Annotated in this window: 15 protein-coding genes and 1 riboswitch; of the genes, 12 read left to right on the plus strand and 3 right to left on the minus strand. The window is 40.5% G+C overall.

Translation table 11 applies throughout. The features are described from left to right. Positions 1-165 precede the first annotated feature (165 nt). Positions 166-250: riboswitch (cyclic di-GMP riboswitch) on the plus strand. A gap of 26 nt (positions 251-276) precedes the next feature. After that, complete coding sequence (locus J7E67_RS00005; protein ID WP_214712288.1) at positions 277-402, plus strand: anti-repressor SinI family protein; 126 nt, start codon at positions 277-279, stop codon at positions 400-402. 653 nt (positions 403-1,055) lie between these two features. Here J7E67_RS00005 and J7E67_RS00010 read toward each other — a convergent pair. The 3 genes from J7E67_RS00010 to J7E67_RS00020 all read right to left on the minus strand — a co-directional run bounded on the left by J7E67_RS00010 (position 1,056) and on the right by J7E67_RS00020 (position 5,964). Continuing rightward, entirely contained in the window at positions 1,056-4,064 is a 3,009-nt protein-coding gene (locus tag J7E67_RS00010; RefSeq protein WP_308161315.1) for a trifunctional glycoside hydrolase family 18/polysaccharide deacetylase/glycosyltransferase family 2 protein, read from the minus strand. Then, positions 3,986-4,744 (minus strand): DUF2062 domain-containing protein, encoded by a 759-nt coding sequence (locus tag J7E67_RS00015; protein ID WP_214730500.1) that lies wholly within the window; start codon positions 4,742-4,744, stop codon positions 3,986-3,988. The genes J7E67_RS00010 and J7E67_RS00015 overlap by 79 nt, the downstream gene beginning before the upstream one ends. Before the next feature lie 506 nt (positions 4,745-5,250). After that, entirely contained in the window at positions 5,251-5,964 is a 714-nt protein-coding gene (locus J7E67_RS00020; RefSeq protein WP_214730502.1) for a GntR family transcriptional regulator, read from the minus strand. A gap of 433 nt (positions 5,965-6,397) precedes the next feature. Here J7E67_RS00020 and J7E67_RS00025 point away from each other — a divergent pair, with 433 nt between their 5' ends. The 11 genes from J7E67_RS00025 to rbsB all read left to right on the plus strand — a co-directional run bounded on the left by J7E67_RS00025 (position 6,398) and on the right by rbsB (position 18,718). Continuing rightward, positions 6,398-7,417, plus strand: coding sequence for a LacI family DNA-binding transcriptional regulator (locus tag J7E67_RS00025; protein WP_214712287.1), 1,020 nt, complete (start codon positions 6,398-6,400; stop codon positions 7,415-7,417). A 276-nt stretch (positions 7,418-7,693) separates the two neighbouring features. Continuing rightward, positions 7,694-8,959: an ABC transporter substrate-binding protein gene (locus J7E67_RS00030; RefSeq protein ID WP_214712286.1), complete on the plus strand. Its 1,266-nt coding sequence runs from the start codon at positions 7,694-7,696 to the stop codon at positions 8,957-8,959. A gap of 162 nt (positions 8,960-9,121) precedes the next feature. Beyond that, positions 9,122-9,961: a carbohydrate ABC transporter permease gene (locus J7E67_RS00035; RefSeq protein WP_251026486.1), complete on the plus strand. Its 840-nt coding sequence runs from the start codon at positions 9,122-9,124 to the stop codon at positions 9,959-9,961. After that, positions 9,961-10,791: a carbohydrate ABC transporter permease gene (locus J7E67_RS00040; protein ID WP_214712284.1), complete on the plus strand. Its 831-nt coding sequence runs from the start codon at positions 9,961-9,963 to the stop codon at positions 10,789-10,791. Before J7E67_RS00035 ends, J7E67_RS00040 begins: the two co-directional genes overlap by 1 nt. Before the next feature lie 35 nt (positions 10,792-10,826). Then, the gene (gene melA, locus J7E67_RS00045) at positions 10,827-12,161 is read left to right on the plus strand and encodes an alpha-glucosidase/alpha-galactosidase (RefSeq protein ID WP_214730503.1); all 1,335 of its coding nucleotides are present in this window, start codon (positions 10,827-10,829) and stop codon (positions 12,159-12,161) included. Positions 12,162-13,025: 864 nt separating this feature from the next. After that, entirely contained in the window at positions 13,026-14,006 is a 981-nt protein-coding gene (locus J7E67_RS00050) for a LacI family DNA-binding transcriptional regulator (RefSeq protein WP_214712281.1), read from the plus strand. A gap of 12 nt (positions 14,007-14,018) precedes the next feature. After that, complete coding sequence (gene rbsK / locus J7E67_RS00055; protein ID WP_214730504.1) at positions 14,019-14,924, plus strand: ribokinase; 906 nt, start codon at positions 14,019-14,021, stop codon at positions 14,922-14,924. After that, positions 14,921-15,316, plus strand: coding sequence for a D-ribose pyranase (gene rbsD / locus J7E67_RS00060; RefSeq protein WP_214730505.1), 396 nt, complete (start codon positions 14,921-14,923; stop codon positions 15,314-15,316). The genes rbsK and rbsD overlap by 4 nt, the downstream gene beginning before the upstream one ends. Position 15,317: 1 nt before the next feature. After that, positions 15,318-16,820 (plus strand): sugar ABC transporter ATP-binding protein, encoded by a 1,503-nt coding sequence (locus J7E67_RS00065; protein WP_214730506.1) that lies wholly within the window; start codon positions 15,318-15,320, stop codon positions 16,818-16,820. Continuing rightward, positions 16,817-17,755: an ABC transporter permease gene (locus J7E67_RS00070; protein WP_214730507.1), complete on the plus strand. Its 939-nt coding sequence runs from the start codon at positions 16,817-16,819 to the stop codon at positions 17,753-17,755. Before J7E67_RS00065 ends, J7E67_RS00070 begins: the two co-directional genes overlap by 4 nt. A 24-nt stretch (positions 17,756-17,779) precedes the next feature. Beyond that, positions 17,780-18,718, plus strand: a complete 939-nt coding sequence (rbsB, locus tag J7E67_RS00075) for a ribose ABC transporter substrate-binding protein RbsB (protein ID WP_214730508.1) — start codon at positions 17,780-17,782, stop codon at positions 18,716-18,718. The last annotated feature ends 335 nt before the right edge of the window (positions 18,719-19,053 follow it).

Consider the following 19,053-nt stretch of genomic DNA (forward strand, 5'->3'; position numbering starts at 1 on the left):
TTCGCACAACTAAACTGCCCCTTTAGTTTAACAAGAGCTTTCTCATTTGTTGCACATTTTCTTCGAAGTGCGACATAACTTGCAGATATTGTTGAACTTTTTGTTTTTTATTTTGTTCAATATAGTGAACGTTTGTAGTACAATTGTTTCATATTATTAACAATTTTTAGAAAAAGGCAAACCATTTGAAAAATTGGGACGCAGCTACAGGTCTAAGGTTATAAACAGCAATGACGGCTGCGTTGCCTAAAATAGTACATATTTTAGGAGGGTAATATGTTGACTACTGCAATTGCTTGTGAAAAAGAACTAGACAAAGAATGGATTGACCTCATTATTAAGGCTCGTAATTTAGGAATTTCTGTTGATGAAATTAAAGAATTTCTAAAAAAATCATCTTGACCCCTATTTGGTCTATTTTTTTATTTACTTCGCACTTTGGGTTAAATACGACATTCATAACCAGCCCTTGTTCCACTAAACTGCCCCGTTACTTTAAGTGCAACTTTTCACAATTTATATTTTCATTTTCACATAAATATCCAATAACTCTTCAGTAAATCAACTCACGTTCACTTAAATGTTCTAATAAATTCAATCAAAATGTATATTACAAATTTGAGCACTAATTCTATAAAAAGCTTGATATATCAATAAAAATGACTATCAAATTAATATACATTTTGATAGTCATTTTGGGTAACATTTTTAATGTTTGCGATAGGGAACGAACCCGTTAAAATGCTGGTGATCCTTTTTTTAGAAACAATAAATGATATAGCATTAAAATTTATGAATTGTCTAGCTCCAGCTCCCAGCGGCTAGTGTACTTCGCTCTTCTTCCTACGATAAGTCAACATCGAATCGCTGGCGCTCTTCGTGTTTCCTTTTTCTCAGTCGAAGCGCTCCACAAGGAAGGCTTAGGCAGCATAAACATCGCACAAAGGAAAAGCGATAGCTTTTTCGAGGAGTCCATACGCCGCTAAACGGGCTCTTCCGCTTTTCTATATAAAAAAGGTCTTCCCCGAATGGGAAAGACCTGTGCGAAGTTTCCATTACATATTTTCCTTAACCTTCACCATCGAGGTTTCCTGTGTTACATTACCTTTGCGTTTTAGTTTACCCCAGCCAACGGTTACTCCTTTTATTGCCGAGAAGATTGATTTTATCACCACATAGGTCATCAGCTGCTTGTACAAGATTCGTTGCAGGAACAATGAGACTAGGGGTTTGGGACTTTCTTTCTCCAAGCGAAACGCATAGAGAGAAGTACAGAAATCCAGCAAGTAAAAAAGAATAAATCCAATCGCTGCTCTTTCAGGGTGCGGGTTAAACAGAGCTAAAATAAACAAGATATCTGCAATAGGCGATATGGTTTGATAAATATATTGGAAAAGCCACATATTTGGTAGAGCGATAAATCCTAATGAGTTATGTTTTTTATTGAATAAAGCCTCCCGATGTTTCCATAAGCATTGTAACGTACCGTAAACCCATCGGTAACGCTGTTTTGCCAGACTTTTAATATCTTCTGGCACTTCTGTAAAGGCATAGGCCTTTTCTTCAAATTCAATCCTTTTCCCCTGGCGTAAAAGGGTAAGTGTGATATCGGTATCCTCTGCCAGTGTATCCTCTTGAAAGTATCCAGCTTCTTCTACCGCCGTCTTTCTCCATGCACCGATGGCACCTGGTACAACCGTAATGCAATTGAGTGCTGCAAAAGCCCTTCTCTCTAGGTTAAAGCCTGTCACATATTCGATATGCTGCCAGTTTGTAAGAAGGTTCCCCTTATTGCCGACCTTTACATTCCCTGAAACCGCAGCAACATGTTCATTTTTAAAATGGTTAACAAGCAATGAAATGGCATTTTCCGCGATGAGTGTATCTGCATCAAGAGCCACCACGATTTCCCCGTTTGCCTCTTTAAAACCAAGATTAACAGCAGAAGATTTTCCTCCATTGGTTTTTTTAATTAATCTGACTAAGGATGAGTTTGCATAAGTTTCTTGAACGACAACAGCCGTATCATCCTTTGATCCGTCATCGATAATCAGTATCTCAAAAGCAGGGTAGTCGCTCGATAAAATAGAATCTACTGTTTTACAAATTACTTTTTCCTCGTTATAGGCGGCAATCACGACGCTGACAAAAGGGGTGAAGCTAGGATCGATCACGGTCTCTTTATACCTTTTTACTTGCTTCCTTGAAAGGAAAACGAAGATAGCCAGTCGTAAGATTCCTAACAGGATCGCTGAGTAGAACAGGAAGCTTAATCCTAAGTGCCAGCCTTGTAACACCATGAATACAGCCTTGTCATAGACCAAATAAGGGCTGTCCTTAACAGGGGGCATTATCTGACTATTACTTTTTCCAGTTAGATCAGCGATGGTGGTAAAAGTGTAGCCGCGCTGTTTGAGTTCTTTAATTATAATAGGCAAGGCTTTTACCGTGTTGGAGCGGTCACCGCCAGCATCGTGCATCAAAATCACATTTCCTTCTGGAAGCTGATCCAACACCCGCTTCACAATCTCATGACTAGAAAGTCTTTGCCAATCATCTGAGTCAATTAATTCACCGACCATGGTATACCCCATATCCTGTGCTCGAACTATTGGCTCCAGCTCGTTCCTTGTGCTCGGTTCCGCATTGGCCACAAACGGCGGACGGAAAAGAGTCATCGAATGACCGGTAATTTCTTGAAATAATCGCTGATTTGCATTTAGCTCCATTTTCGTTTGAAATGGTGTGATCGATGCAACATCCGGATGGGTAAAGGTATGGTTACCAATTTCGTGCCCTTCTTTATACATCTTGTTAACCAGTTCTGGATGCTGCCGCGCGTTCTCTCCAATGATAAAGAAGCTCCCTTTTATATGATTCTTGTCCAAAATGTCCAATATTTGTGGTGTATAGGTTGGATCTGGACCGTCATCAAAGGAAAGGACGACTTCCTTATGTTTCGGTTTGCCATACCGTACTATCTCAGAAGGCTTTGGTAATTTAGTATAGGTTTCGGTTTGTATCAACCCATGTGAATCCAATTGAATCGTTCTTTTTCCTTTTTCTGATTGAGAGGCAACTTTTAAAATCTCTCCAGCACCTGTATAGTGAACAGGCTTAGGGTTGACCATGGTTTTGAGAGCATTTGATGGATCGTTTATTTCTTTTGGTTTATTCATGTAATTCCAGATCGAAGGATCTTCAGAACCGAGCCGCCAAACCGCTATTCCTTTTGAACCGCGATTCATCGCTAACTTCATTTGATTATAAAATGTAGCCGCATCTAAAAACCAAACAACATGGTTTTTCCCGTTTCGTTTGTAGCGTACATAAGGGTTGCCTATTTGTTTATTCCATTGGATTTGGAGGTTAGTTCCAATTCCTAAATCCATGATATCGCCGAACGTCATCGTATCTGCGGGCTGATGGGAGTTTTCTTCCCAGTCGTAGCCGAAGCTTCCCAAACTCACAATCAATTTTTCAGAAGGAATATGGAGCTGGTTTAAGTTCTCTTTTACCCAATCAGATGGAGCCACAGGTCCAGGTTTACTCATCGAGTGGTGCTGGTCATAGAGCATGACAATCATCCGGTCAACATTCGTTGCTAAAGAAGTATAGTTAAAACTGTTGTTATTCGGCGGAACATCCAGTGTGACCATGAGACCATGTGGATGAAAGGCCTCATACACTTTATCGATAAAATGAGTGAAATCATCTTTGTCCTTTGGATTGATATTTTCAAAGTCTATATTGATTCCGTCAAAGTCATTTGTTCTCACATATTCCAACATCTTTTTAATAAAAAGATCTTCAGCACCGGGAGTAATAAATAAGTGGTGAAGAGTTTCGCCATCCCATTTATTATTACTAAAATTATTCACTAATGGGAGAATCTTTATATTATGGGCTTTGGCCTCTGCAATAATGGACTTGTCCGTGCTGGTTTTTAGGGTAAGGCCAGGAGTAAGCTGCATCCACCCCGGTACTAATGTTGTAATCGAATCGCTATTCTTTTTAAAAGAAGTATGGCTGTTTTTGTCCCAATCGACGTAAAAACCATACACTTCTGTTTTTTGTTCGATTGCCCCGTATTTATTTGCATAAGAGGGGATGGATTCGTTTTTTGAAACTGAGTGGCAAGCTGTTCTGCACTGAAACTTTTATTAATCGGCTCGATTCCGCTCTTTGCTGCGCTTTTATTCAATTGTAGTTCAGGAAATTCAGGGTTCGTATTAAGACTTTCAATAAAAATAGTCGATACTAAAATAATTAAAACCGTAAAGCCTGCACTCATTCGTTTGATAATGGACCAGCGTCTTTTGGCTGGATCAAGAAAAACATGTTCTTGATTTCTCTCCCTCTTTTTCAGCCCTAAATTGTAAAACCAATGGAAAATAAAGTAGCAGACAAGACCAATCAAGCCACCTAGGACCCCTGAGACAAAAGTTTGCGAAAGCTGTATTTTAGACTGCAGGGTAGAAAATAACCAGTAATCCTCCAATAAACGCATATCAAGGAAGGGTAAATGATTCATCTTTGGTATAAAAAGGGGAATCAACGTTCCAAGAAATAAGGCAATGATATTAAGACGCAACAAAAGTGAAAGAACAAGCAATAATGGAATTCTAAAACTATCTAAAGGGAAAAACCCCATGAAAAAACCAAGTGTACTTGCAACCGCTCCTGCATTACCAGTGACAGGTGCAAATAATGATCTAACAATCCACCTAAAAATTCGATTCACTTTGACTCCTCCTATAGGTGTAGTGTTGAAAAATGTATCATTCTATTGTAATAGATTGATTTTATACTGTTGAATTTGTAAAAAATGTTAACTGAAAGTTATCCTATAATCTCGCGGGCAGATTTTTTCGACAAAAAATGACCATCTCCAAAAATTTAGATAATCATTTAAAGATTTTGGGGGTAGGCGGATAAAGTTTTTTTAATTTTAAATGGCAATTGAGGAGGATTTTGTGTAAATGTAAAAACCTCATTTAGATATGTTGCGGAGAACGTATCATTAATAGGTGCAGTTTTTTCATTAATTTCCCTGAACCATTTCATTTAAAAGTTAAAGCTTGAATCCAGGTCCCATTCGGACAGGGCGAGGCTAAAAACGAGGTTTTTATGTTGTAAAGAAAAGCTGAAATATACTAAGCCATTGAATTGGCTATATATATTTCAGCTTAAATTAATTAAGAAATTATTATATTTTTTTTCTGATTTTTTTGAGTTTATCAGATTTTTTCATCCTTTTGAAAGCATCTGTTGGGACATATATAAGTCTTCAACTTTCTCTTGAACATCATCAAAGTTTTCATGTAACGACTTAATCATGAGCTCTCGATCTTTTGCTTTGATCGCATCAATATACATTTGATGATTATTGATGATCCGTGTAAAGTCTTCATACTTTTCTTTAAAACGACTGCGCATGGATAGAACAATCAAGCTTTCCATCACAGGCTTTAAATTTTCCCAGATCATCAGGATGTAGGAATGATTGATTGACCGAATAATTGTTTCGTGGAATAGGACATCCTGATAGGAAAACTCATCAGCATCTCGGTATTTTATGGCAATTTTCATCATTTCTAGTATTTTATTAAGTTCCATTACTAATTCATTCGTGTCCATCCTTACTAGCCGTTCAAACACAAACGTTTCAATGAGTAAACGTACATCATAAATTTCTGCATATTCTTTTTCTGTTAAACCTATGACAACCGCACCCATTCTTTCTAATCGGATGATATTTTCAGATGCAAGTATTCTTAACGCTTCACGAATGGGTGAGCGGCTCACACCAAAATCGGCAGCTAATTTATTTTCAGATAGGATAGCACCGCTTACAATCATGCCCGAAATAATACGCATTCTAAGCTCGGATGTTACACGATCACCAGCTGAAGCTTTTGAAAGCCATTTTTCAGGATAAAGAAATTCCTTTGATTCAGCCATAAATTCACCTTCTCTTAAGGAGTATACTTGTATACAAGCATTATAATATAACATTTTATTAATGCAAGCGCTTTTTTTCGGTGACACAGGCACCACCGCCCGATATTTGTCGAAAGTAATTGGTGTTCAGATTGGCAAGACAATAAGGAAGGGGATCTATCGTTCTATTTACTTAATTTAATGAAGGTTAGTAAATATATTACTAAATATTTTGGAGGAGAAATAAATCAATATTAAGGTTTTTATAGTATGTTCTACTAAAGAGGTTATTAGAATAGGGGTATTTTAAAAAAAATTATCAGAAAAAATAAAATATTTACTTGTAAGCACTTTCAAAAGATGCTATTCTTTCGTTATATTCAGTAAATAATTTTGTAACTTTAAGGCAAATTTTTATTGAGGCTACCAAATGAAAGGTAAAGAGGGTTAACAGATGGCTACAATTAAGGATATCGCAGACAAATCTCAAGTATCTGCATCTACCGTTTCAAGGGTTTTAAATAACGATGATACGATTTCTGTTCAGCCAGAAACTAGAGAACGTATTCTCCAGGTTGCGAAAGAGCTTGGATATCAGACGATTGTGGAAAGACGAATGAAGCAAAAACAACAAGCTTTAGGAAAAGAATTAAGTGTTGGGATTATGCTTTGCCAATCGCTGGATGAAGAGATCAGTGATCCATATTTTTTATCCATCCGCCAAGGTATTGAACTAGAGCTTGCAAGATATGGAATCAATACGGCCACGTTTCGATTACATGAAACAGAGGCTAATCAAATGATTGATGGACTTGATGGATTGATTGTCGTCGGGAGAATTAAAGAGACGGCGTTAAAGGCCATCAGCAAGGTGGAAAATGTTGTTTATATCAATCACTCGCCAAACGAGGACCTTTATGATGCGGTCATTATTGATTTTGAAAGAGCAACAGAAAAGGTTTTACAGTACCTTTTAGATACTGGCTGCAAAAGCATTGGCTATATCGGGGGGATTGAGAAGGAGCATATCAAAAATAAGAAATTCATTTCGGAAGATAAACGTCAAACCACTTTTGAGCGAATCATGAAAGAACAAAAGTTGTACGATTCCGAGAGTGTATATATTGGTGAGTATTCAATGGCCCAGGGTTACGAATTAATGAAACAGGCGATTAGTGCTGGGAAACTTCCGGAGGCTTTTTTCATTGCCAGTGATCCGTTGGCGATTGGTGCCTTAAGAGCTTTACAGGAAGCTAAAATCAAGGTTCCTGATGATGTAGCTATCATCGGATTTGACGATATTGAAGCAGCGAAATTTGCAAGTACACCTTTGACGACAATCAGAGTGCATACCAGGGAGATGGGGAGAATTGGGGTAAAACTTTTACTAGAGCGTCTTAATGGCAGGGAGCTTCCATTAACCGTGAAAGTGCCGACAGAATTAGTGGTCAGGGAAAGCTGCAAAAAGAAGTAGTTGATAGACTTATAGTCTTTTAGGAGGTGGTTTTTGGAAGAGGGGATTATGGATTTCTCACATATTAATAGGCCTCCTGGCATAGCAAATAAGCTAGTGCCAGGTTTGAAAAAGTGACTGCAATCACTTCAACAAGGGCCATAAACAGTTAACTCCATCTTCGAAAGGGAGCTACTTTCTATTATATAGATGCTCCCAACTACTATCAAGAGAACGAACTCACTTATTGGGTAAAAGTACCCAGTGTTATTCCAAAAATACTGAGGGGGCGTTTTGATGAAAAAGCTTTTAAAAACAGTGGCCATTGCTGCCGCATTGACGACGATTGTAACAGGATGTAATAAAGCTGCTGGCAGTAAGGAAGCAAAAGATGGCAAGACGGTAATAACCTTGTATTCAACTGTAACCAATGAAGCAGATAAGATCACACTTCAAAATGTTGTTGAAAAGTATGAAAAAGAAAATCCGGATATTGATATTAAGGAAAATTATCCTGCAGATGGTTATGAAGGAATGCTGCGGGTCAAAATGGCGGCCAATGATATGCCGGACTTATTTGATACTCACGGATGGGCGATTCACCGTTACGGGGAATATGTTGAAGATTTAAAAGATATGGACTGGGTTAAGGATCTTGATCCGGCGCTGGAACAGATATTAAAGGACGAATCCGGAAAAGTCTACGCCTATCCTCTTAATCAGGCGAAGGACGGACTTACATATAACGCATCACTTCTAGAGGAATATGGAATTGAGCCGCCGGCTACGTTCGATGAATTCATGACAGCTCTCGAAACCATTAAGAAAAAAGGAAAAGGAGAAGTAACACCGCTTTGGTTCGCTGGTTCCGATAAGTCAGCGTTCGGCCAATATTTTGATCAGTTTGCGACACCATTATTAGTTACAGGTGATAAAAATTTCCAAAAGGAACTGGTAAACGGAACGTTTGACTGGTCCAACTATACGTTTTTACCAGAAAAACTGAAGGAAATGCATGACAAGAAGCTCCTTAATGAGGATGTCTTGACCGCTCAAAATCATCAGATGGTTGACTTAATGGCACAGAGTAAAATTGGGTTTATTGTTGGCGGGGGAATGCTTGGTCCTTCAGTTGAGGAACTGAACCCGAGCGTTAAGCTTGGGGTGATTCCAATGCCTGTCATCCATGAAGGGGATGAGCCGAGCTGGATTGGCGGCGAGCGTCATACGTTAGCGGTTTGGAAGAATTCGAAAGTGAAAGAAGAAGCGAAAAAGTTTCTCGAATATATCTCACAGCCGGAGATTGTGAAAGAAATCGCCGAGGGTACCTCACTCCCAGCTGGTCTGACTAATACCGAATCGAAAAACTATTACTCTGAATACTACGAAAAGTATAAGGATGTAAAAGTTGAGCCTTACTTTGACCGCGTTTACTTGCCAAGCGGAATGTGGGATCCAATGGGTGCAACCGGTCAGGAATTGCTATCTGGGACGATGAAACCTGAAGAAGTTTCGGAAAAAATGGGTAAGGAATATAAAAGATTGCTAGACCAGAAGAAATAGTTTAGCGATAGGAGGGAGGACATATTCTGCCCTCCTCCCAAACTAACATTCTAGGAGTTGGTGACTTTGATAGGAGTGGAAGCTAGAAAGCAGTCGATTGCTGACTCATCAGTAGAAGTGAAAAGGAAACGTAAAAAGCAGCAGGAATCCTCGCTTTGGTGGATGTATCTTCCAGCTCTCGCTGCCGTCTGTTTTTTTATCCTTTATCCTTTTCTTAACGGTATAAAAATTTCGTTTACAAACTGGAACGGTTTTTCGCAAACGTACGACTACATTGGGTTTAATCAGTATACAAGGATGTTGAAGGATCCTGATACCTGGCTTGTGGTAAAAAACACCCTGCTTTACGGGGTCGGCAGTACGATTTTGCAGAATGTGATCGGCCTAGGATATGCACTTTTATTAAATCAGAGTATTCGAATGAGATCTTTTACGAGGACGGTTGTGTACCTGCCGGTCATTATCAGCCCGCTGATCATGGGGTACATTTGGTATTTCTTCTTCGCCTTTCAAGGAGGGGCACTGAATGATCTGCTTGTGTTTTTCGGTCAGGAAAAAATCAATGCCTTAGGGGATCCCTCGACTAATATTTGGTTGATTGTGTTTGCTAATACATTTCAGTTTGTTGGGATTGCGATGATTATTTATCTGGCTGGATTGCAAAGCATTTCAAAGGATTTCTATGAAGCAGCCCAAATGGATGGCGCTTCTGCTTTTCAGCAGTTTAAAAGCATTACCTTGCCGATGTTAATGCCTTCAATTACGATCAACATCGTAATTAATATCATCGGCGGATTAAAGTTGTTCGATGTGATTATCTCGCTTACTGGCGGAGGTCCGGGCTATGCCTCCCAATCGATGTCCACCTTTATGTATGACCTGTATTTTAACAGGCAGGATGCTGGATATGCCGCGACACAGGGAGTGTTTATGGCCATTATTATTTTGATCCTCAGCTTGGCAGCGCTTGTGTACTTCAAACGAAAGGAGATTGAAGCGTAATGGACTATATGAATAAAAAGAAAAAGTGGCTTCTTTCCGGGTTAGCCCTTTTGATTGCGGCCTTTCACTTAATCCCTTTCTATATCTTGATTACGACCGCACTAAAAGCAAGAGGAGACTTTAGTTCGAAGTGGGTTTTTCCAGAAGTGTTAGCGTTTGAAAACTTTGCGGAGGCTTGGGAAACGGCAAATTTGAGCAATGCGCTTTCAAATACAGCGATTATTACGTTTGTGAGTGCTTTGCTGTTGATTGTTTTTGGATCGATGGCCGCTTATCCGCTGGCCAGAAGGCAATCGAAGTTGAATAAGTTTGTTTTCATGTTATTTATCGCGGTTATGGTGATTCCGCCTTTAACGGCATTAGTTCCATTGTATAAGCTGGTGGTCGATCTAGGGATGATGAATACGCACGAAATCGCCATTCTTAATAACGTGGCATCATTCTTGCCGCTAACGATTTTCTTGTATTCAGGTTTTATTCGCTCAACGATACCGAAAGAACTGGAAGAAGCAGCGAAAATTGATGGGGCCACTACACTCGGTATCTTTTTCCGGATTGTGTTCCCGCTATTGAAGCCTGTGACAGCATCGATCCTCATCATTTCATGTGTATTCATTTGGAACGATTACCAATTTGCGATTTTCTTCCTTCAGGCAGAAGAAGTCAAAACGATCACTGTTGCGTTAGCCGGATTCTTTGGGGAAAATGCCAACCGGATGAATCTAGTTGCGGCTGCCGCCATCATGGCCGTGCTTCCGATGGTCGTATTGTTCCTACTATTGCAAAAGCACTTTGTTAAAGGATTAGCATCTGGATCGGTTAAAGGATAATTTTTATCGAAAAATTTACGTATGGAGGTTTACTTATGTCTAAAATTACTTTTCTTGGTGCAGGTAGTACGGTGTTTGCAAAAAATGTATTAGGAGATTGCATGTTTGTTGATGCGTTGGACGGATTTGAATTCGCGTTATTTGATATTGATGAACAGCGTTTACGGGATTCTGAGCAAATGCTGAAAAATTTAAGAGAAAGTCTTGGAAAAAATATTACAATTAAAGCTTATTTGGATCGGAAGGAGTCATTACGAGGCGCGAAATATGTGATTAATGCGATCCAGGTTGGGGGCTATAAGCCAAGTACAGTCATCGATTTTGAAATTCCGAAGAAGTATGGTTTACGGCAAACGATTGCGGATACATTAGGAATCGGCGGGATTTTCCGTAACCTGCGTACCATCCCGGTCATGCTTGATTTCGCCAAGGACATGGAAGAGGTTTGTCCTGATGCATTGTTTATGAACTATACCAATCCAATGGCCGTTTTGACAGGAGTGATGAACCGATATACTTCTATTAAAACTATTGGATTATGTCATAGTGTTCAGGTGTGTACGAAAGAATTGTTCGAAGCTTTAGGAATGGACCGGACGGGTGTGAAGGAGAAAATTGCCGGCATCAATCACATGGCCTGGCTCTTGGAGGTTAGTAAGGATGGCGTAGATTTGTATCCTGAGATTAAGAGAAGGGCTCGTGAAAAGCGAAAAACAAAGCATAGTGATATGGTCCGGTTCGAGCTGATGGATAAGTTCGGCTATTATATAACAGAATCATCTGAGCATAATGCTGAGTATCATCCTTATTTTATTAAGTCGAGGTACCCTGAATTAATTGAGCGTTTTAATATTCCGCTTGATGAGTATCCTCGCCGTTGTGAGAAGCAAATCAATGATTGGGCAGCGATGAGGGAAGATTTGGTGAACGATAAATCCCTGAACCATGTTCGTTCTCGTGAATACGGCTCGCGGATTATTGAAGCGATTGAGACAGACGTTCCATTTAAATTTGGCGGCAATGTTCTCAATACGGGTAGACTCATTAGTAATCTTCCAGAGAAAGCTTGTGTAGAGGTGCCTTGTATTGCGGACCGCAGTGGAATCACACCAACATATGTAGGTGACCTTCCGGAACAGCTTGCTGCGTTAAACCGCACCAATATCAATACTCAATTGCTGACAATAGAAGCGGCGATTACCTTGAAAAAGGAATATATTTATCAGGCAGCCATGCTTGACCCACATACGGCTGCTGAGTTATCAATGGATGATATCATCTCCTTGTGTGACGACTTAATTGAGGCACACGGAGACTTTCTGCCAAAGTTTACTAGTGAAAGAGAAAGAGTTGCAACTGTCAGAGCCTAAGATAGTGAGGTAATCCGAAGGCTTATAAAAGAGAGACTGTAAAGTAGGGACGCAAAGTCCAAATCTAAAGTTGAGCTATGATAGCAGGACTGCCGGAATTAATCATTCAAAGGGAAGTTGTTCTATTTGAAGTTTAAATCCATCCTATGTTTCTTTCGGAGACGACATAAGTATAGTTATTACACCAGCAAATGCATCTTATGTGGAAAGAGAAGTAGAAATAGTTTTTATTAACATTGAGCCCGAGGGCTCTTTTTTTTATCAAATTGTGGCGTAAAACATAAATATAAGACCATGGGGACGGTTTTTTGGGGGTAGGCCGAAAAAGTTCTTTTACTTTTTAAGTGGTAATTGAGGGGTATTTTGGTGCCCGTCGGGAGTAGAAAAACGATTCAACGGTAAAAGGAAGGTGAACTTGAAGAAAACCAATTTGTCCGAAATGTGAAGAAAAACGTAACAATTAAATTATTGTAAAATAATTAATAAGAAAAGTATTGACTTCAAATATAATAGCCCCTAAAATAAACTTGTAAATGCAAGCGATTACAAAAAGAAATGGATCGATATTTTTTTGACCAGTATGTAACGGGTTACACAAATTTAGATTTCAGTATGGTTACCAACCTTTTTTTAAAGTATGTGTAACGGGTTACATAAAATGGTAACACTTTTTTTTTACAAGAGTATGTAACGGGTTACATAGGAGGCTCCCGGTATGGTTACCAACTCTTTTTTTAAGAGTATGTGTAACGGGTTACATAGGAAGCTCTCAGTATGGTTACCAACTCTTTTTTTTACAAGAATATGTAACGGGTTACATAAAATAAATGAGAAATTTTTCATTAAGGGAAGTGAGTGAACAGCATGAGCACGATTAAGGATGTAGCAGCTGCAGCAAACGTGTCTGTTGCCACTGTTTCTAGAGTTTTAAATAATAAAGGATATATCAACGAGGAAACTAGAAAAAAGGTTCTGCTCGCCATTTCCGAATTAAATTACGTGCCGAATGAGGTGGCAAGAAGTCTTTTTAAGAAACAGTCGAAGACGATTGCCCTGATTGTTCCGGATATTAAGAACCCGTTCTTTCCTGAAGTGGCAAGAGCGATCGAAGATGTGATGAGCAGTCAGGAATATACATTGATCCTCTGTAATTCGGATGGGCAAGTGGAAAAGGAAATCATGTATTTGGATGTCATGAAGCAGAAATATGTGGATGGAATTATTATTGTCACGAGTACATTGACGCCTAAGCATATTAAAAATAAAGATATCCCAATCGTGGCGTTAGACAGGCCAATCAGTAGCGATTTGCCCTCTGTTTCCGTTAATAATATGGAAGGGGCAAGGCAAGCGGTTCAGTATTTGAAGACGATTGGCTGCAAAAAAATTGCCCATATTCGCGGTCCGCACGACATTAGTAATGCGGATGAACGGTATAAAGGCTACTTAGCTGAGGTGGAGCACGAACCGTGGTTTCACCCGGATTTAGTGGTGGATGGAAATTATCATGTGGAGCAGACAACAGAGGCGGCCACGAGGTTACTGATTACGAATCCTGATATTGATGGGATCTTTGCAGGGAACGACTATATGGCAGTTGGCGTCTTAAAGGCGGCTAGAAAGTTGGGGATTCGGGTACCAGACGATCTATCGTTAATCGGTTTTGATGGGATCCAGCTGAGCCAATTAACCAGTCCTGAAATCACGACCATGGCTCAGCCGATTTATGAACTGGGTTCTACAGCCGGTGAGCTGTTGCTAAAACTGATTGAAGGAAAGACCGTTCCGAAGCTTGATCATCTGTTTGAGGTTTCATTAATGAAAGGCCAATCTACAAGGGCTTAGGAGTGATAACATTTGAAAAATAGAAAAATAACTGTCATCGGCAGTATTAATATGGATTTAGTAACGAGTACCAATCGAGTACCGATTCTAGGGGAAACGTTGATGGGGGAATCCTTTCATACGATTCCTGGAGGAAAAGGCGCCAATCAGGCTGTTGCCGCTGCAAGATTAGGCGCGGATGTGACGATGATTGGCTGTGTCGGCCAGGATTTATTTGGCCAGGACTTATTGAAGCATTTGAAAGAACAGGGTGTCAATGTGGACAATGTGGAACCGGTTACAGATACCTCGACGGGGATCGCCGCGATTACCATCTCGAATGGAGAGAATCAGATTATTGTGATTCCAGGTGCGAATTATCATGTGACGCCTGCGTTTGTTGCATCGTTTGAGGACGTGATTGCAAAAAGTGATATCTTGTTGCTTCAACTCGAAATACCACTTGAAAGTGTCGAAAAAGCAGTCGAGCTTGCCCACAAGCATCGGGTAAAGGTTGTCTTGAATCCTGCACCGATTCAGCCGCTTTCGAAGGAATTGCTAGAAAAGGTCGATTATCTTACTCCGAATGAGTATGAACAACAATTACTCTTTGATTCGGTCAAATGGACGGAGCAAGAGCGGCGAGCAATGTTAAAGAAATGTATTATTACCAGAGGTTCAAAAGGGATTACTTTTTTTCAAGAGGAAAAAGTGGAGATTCCTAGTTTTAAAGTAGATGTTGTGGATACGACGGGTGCAGGGGATTCCTTTAATGGTGGATTCGCGTATTCGATCAGTCAAGGGGCGTCTTTGGCGGAGGCCTGCCAGTTTGCGACGGCGGTTGCGGCCCTTTCGGTTACCAAGCTTGGAGCCCAAGGCGGCATGCCAACGATGGAAGAGGTTCGGACGTTTTTACAGGAAAGGAAGGAAGAATTATGAAGAAAAACGGCATATTAAATAGTCACATTTCCGAGGTCCTTTCAAGGCTTGGTCATACGGATACAATCGTGATTGCGGATTGCGGACTGCCAATCCCGGAAGAAACAATCCGAATTGACCTTGCTCTTAGCCTGGGGACCCCATCGTTTATGGAAACACTGCAAGTGGTATTAGCGGATATGGCGGTCGAAAAAGTAACCCTTGCGCATGAAATCAAAGGGCAGAATCCGAAAGTAGAGGCGCAGGTTACGAATCTAGTAAATGGTATTCCAACTGACTATCTTACCCATGAAGAACTAAAGGCGTTAACGAAGAAAGCGAAAGCGGTGATTCGTACCGGTGAAGCAACTCCCTATGCCAATATCATTTTACACGCAGGAGTGATTTTCTAATATGAGCCTCACACCTATCATCGAAATGAAGGGCATCAGCAAATCGTTTTCTGGAAACAGGGTTTTGGATCAAGTCGATTTTCAGCTTTTACGAGGTGAAATCCATGCCCTGATGGGGGAAAATGGCGCAGGGAAATCGACGTTAATTAAGATATTAACCGGTATTTACGAACGGGATGCTGGGAAGGTTTTTATCAGAGGAAAAGAAGTTCATTTTAAAAATCCGAAGGAAGCAGAGCAAACGGGAATTGCTGTGATTCATCAGGAGTTAAATATTATCCCTTATCTCACGGTCTATGAAAATATGTTTCTCGGCAAAGAGCTGACGGTCGGCAGGTTTGGGATTACGAAAGATAAAGAAATGAAGCGGAAGACGAAAGAATATCTGAACCGCTTAGGAATTGAAATTGATCCGAATACGGAAGCAGGAAATTTATCCGTTGGTCAACAGCAAATGATTGAAATTGCCCGCGCGGTAGCTGCCAATACCGAAGTCCTGATCATGGATGAGCCAACAGCCGCGCTGACAGATCGGGAAATTGAGGCCCTTTTTAAAGTGATTTCCGCCTTAAAGGAACAAGGTGTCGGGATCGTCTATATCTCCCATCGGATGGAAGAGATTTTTCAGATCTGTGACCGGATTTCAGTTCTTCGGGACGGGCAATTCATTGATAGCAAAGAAGTGGCTAAGACCAACTTTGATGAAATTGTCAAATTAATGGTTGGAAGACAGCTGGGTGAGCGTTTTCCGGAACGAGATACGGTCGTTGGCCAGGAACGATTCAAGGTCGAAAATTTAACGAGCAAAGGTTCCTTCGAAAAGATTAGTTTTTCCGTTCATCAAGGTGAAATAGTTGGCGTAGCGGGCCTGATGGGTGCTGGCCGCAGTGAAATCATGCAAGCGATCTTCGGTTATCGCTCCGTTGATGGCGGTAAGATGTTCATTGATGGCAAGGAAGTGTCGATCAAGTCTCCGTATGAGGCGATTAAAGCTGGAATTGCGTTTGTAACGGAAGACCGAAAAAGCCAAGGATTAATTCTCGAACTGTCCGTTCGCGAGAATTTTTCGATCACGACGCTCGATAAAATTTCTACTAAAAGTGTGATTTCCACGAAAACAGAAATGAACCTGGTCGATGAAATGATTGAAAAGCTCCATGTCAAAACATCGGGCCGTGAAATCAGTGTCAAATCCTTAAGTGGTGGGAATCAACAGAAAATTGTCATTGGAAAATGGTTAGGAATTAATCCGAAAATCTTAATTCTTGATGAGCCAACGCGCGGGGTCGATGTGGGGGCGAAGAAAGAAATCTATCAATTAATGAACGATTTAACGAAACAAGGGGTTTCCATCATTATGGTTTCGTCGGAGCTTCCTGAGATCTTAGGGATGAGTGACCGGGTTCTCGTCATTCATGAAGGAAAATTAGCCGCCGAGCTTAAGAAGTCAGAAGCAACCCAAGAAAATATTATGCAATCCGCCACTGGAGGGAGTAACGAATGAAGTCCTCGAAGTTCCAAATCTTACAAAAGCTAGGTCCGCTAATTGGGCTAATTGTGATTACAGTCATTCTATCCATCGTCAGCTCTAGCTTTTTAACCTTAGATAATATCTTTAATGTTTTGCGCCAAGTATCGATTAATGCGTTAATTGCCTTCGGAATGACCTTCGTCATCTTAACCGGTGGGATTGATTTATCGGTTGGGTCGATTTTAGCGTTATCCTCCGCGATAACCGCTGGGATGTTAGCGAATGGAATGGATCCTACGCTTGCGATGTTAATCGGTTTAGGAGCAGGTGCGGTGATGGGGGCCATTAATGGTCTATTTATCACCAAAGGAAAAGTGGCTCCGTTTATCGCAACGCTGGCGACGATGACAATTTTCCGCGGGCTTACCTTGGTTTACACCGATGGCCGCCCGATTACAGGTCTATCGACGAGTTCATTTTTTGAAATCATGGGAAGAGGTTATTTTGGCTGGATTCCCGTTCCCGTCATTTGGATGCTCGCTTGTTATCTGATTCTTTATTTTATCCTGAAAAAAACCACGTTTGGCCGCAGAGTTTACGCGATTGGCGGCAATGAAGAGGCATCGATTTTATCAGGAATCAAGGTTACAAATGTGAAAGTTTGGATTTACTCGATTACAGGGACGCTTTCTGCACTTGCAGGGATTATCCTTGCCTCTCGATTGGACTCTGCTCAGCCTACTGCCGGTGCTTCTTATGAACTGGATGCGATTGCATCCGTTGTTTTAGGCGGGACAAGTCTTTCAGGCGGTAAAGGGTGGATTTTTGGAACATTGGTTGGGGCACTCATTATTGGAGTTTTAAATAATGGTTTGAATTTAATGAATGTAAGCTCCTTCTACCAGCAGGTAGTTAAAGGAGGTGTCATCTTACTAGCCGTCTTGCTTGATCGTAAAAAAACTGCCTAATAAAATTATGGGGGAATCATAAAGATGAAAAAACTATTAAAAGGGTTTCTGTTTTTAACATTACTTATGGTTGTTTTAGCTGGTTGTTCCACAAAAGCACCTTCCTCTTCTTCTGAAAAGGATTCTGCGAAAGAGAAAAAAGACGATCAATTAAAAATCGGTCTTTCGATTTCAACGTTAAATAATCCCTTCTTTGTTTCGTTAAAAGAAGGTGCTGAGAAAGAAGCAAAATCACAAGATACTGAGATTATTACGGTGGATGCGCAAAACGATTCAGCGAAGCAAGTAAGTGATATCGAAGATTTAATTCAAAAAGGTGTAAACGTTTTAATCGTGAATCCAGCTGATTCTGATGCGATTAAAGCTGCGATCGAATCTGCAAATAATGCAAACATTCCAGTGATCACGGTTGACCGTAGTGCAAATGGCGGAACAGTTGTATCCCATATCGCTTCTGACAATGTGGCCGGTGGTCAAATGGCTGGTGACTTTATTCTTGAAAAGTTAGGCAAAAAAGGTAAAGTCGTAGAATTAGAAGGAATCCCAGGTTCTTCTGCAGCACGTGAACGCGGCGAAGGGTTCCACAAAGCCATTGATGCTGTGGCTGATATCCAAGTGGTTGCCAAGCAAGCAGCAGATTTTGACCGGGCTAAAGGATTAACAGTAATGGAAAATATTCTTCAAGGCAATAAAGATATCCAAGCCGTGTTTGCACACAACGATGAAATGGCGTTAGGAGCTCTTCAAGCGCTTGAAGCAGCTGGAATGAAAGATGTCATTGTTGTCGGTTTTGATGCAACGGATGATGCAGTGAAAGCAGTTAATGATGGTAAAATGGCAGCAACTGTAGCGCAAAAGCCAGCTGAAATTGGCCAAAAAGGTGTACAAACAGCGATGAAAGTATTTAAGAAAGAATCTGTAGAGAAGTTTGTTCCAGTATCGTTAGAATTAATTAAAAAGTAATTTTTTTTCGGAGATTGATAGAGGTTGGAGGGGAGAAGTGTGTTAGCGCACTTCTCCTTTTTTAGTTTAGTTGAAGCGTATGGTGCCCACGGAGGTTGAAAAATTAGATGAACGGTAACCATAGGAGGCGTATGATGCCCGTGGAGGCTGAAAAATTAGACTAACGGTAACCATAGGAAGCGTATGATGCCCACGGAGGCTGAAAAATTAGATGAACGGTAACCATAGGAAGTGTATGGTGCCCACGGAGGTTGAAAAATTAGATGAGCGGTAACCATAGGAAGTGTATAAGGGACATTTTTGTTAATATTACTCGGGATCGGTTTTTCATTGGC

The organism is Bacillus sp. ISL-46 (assembly GCF_018613205.1).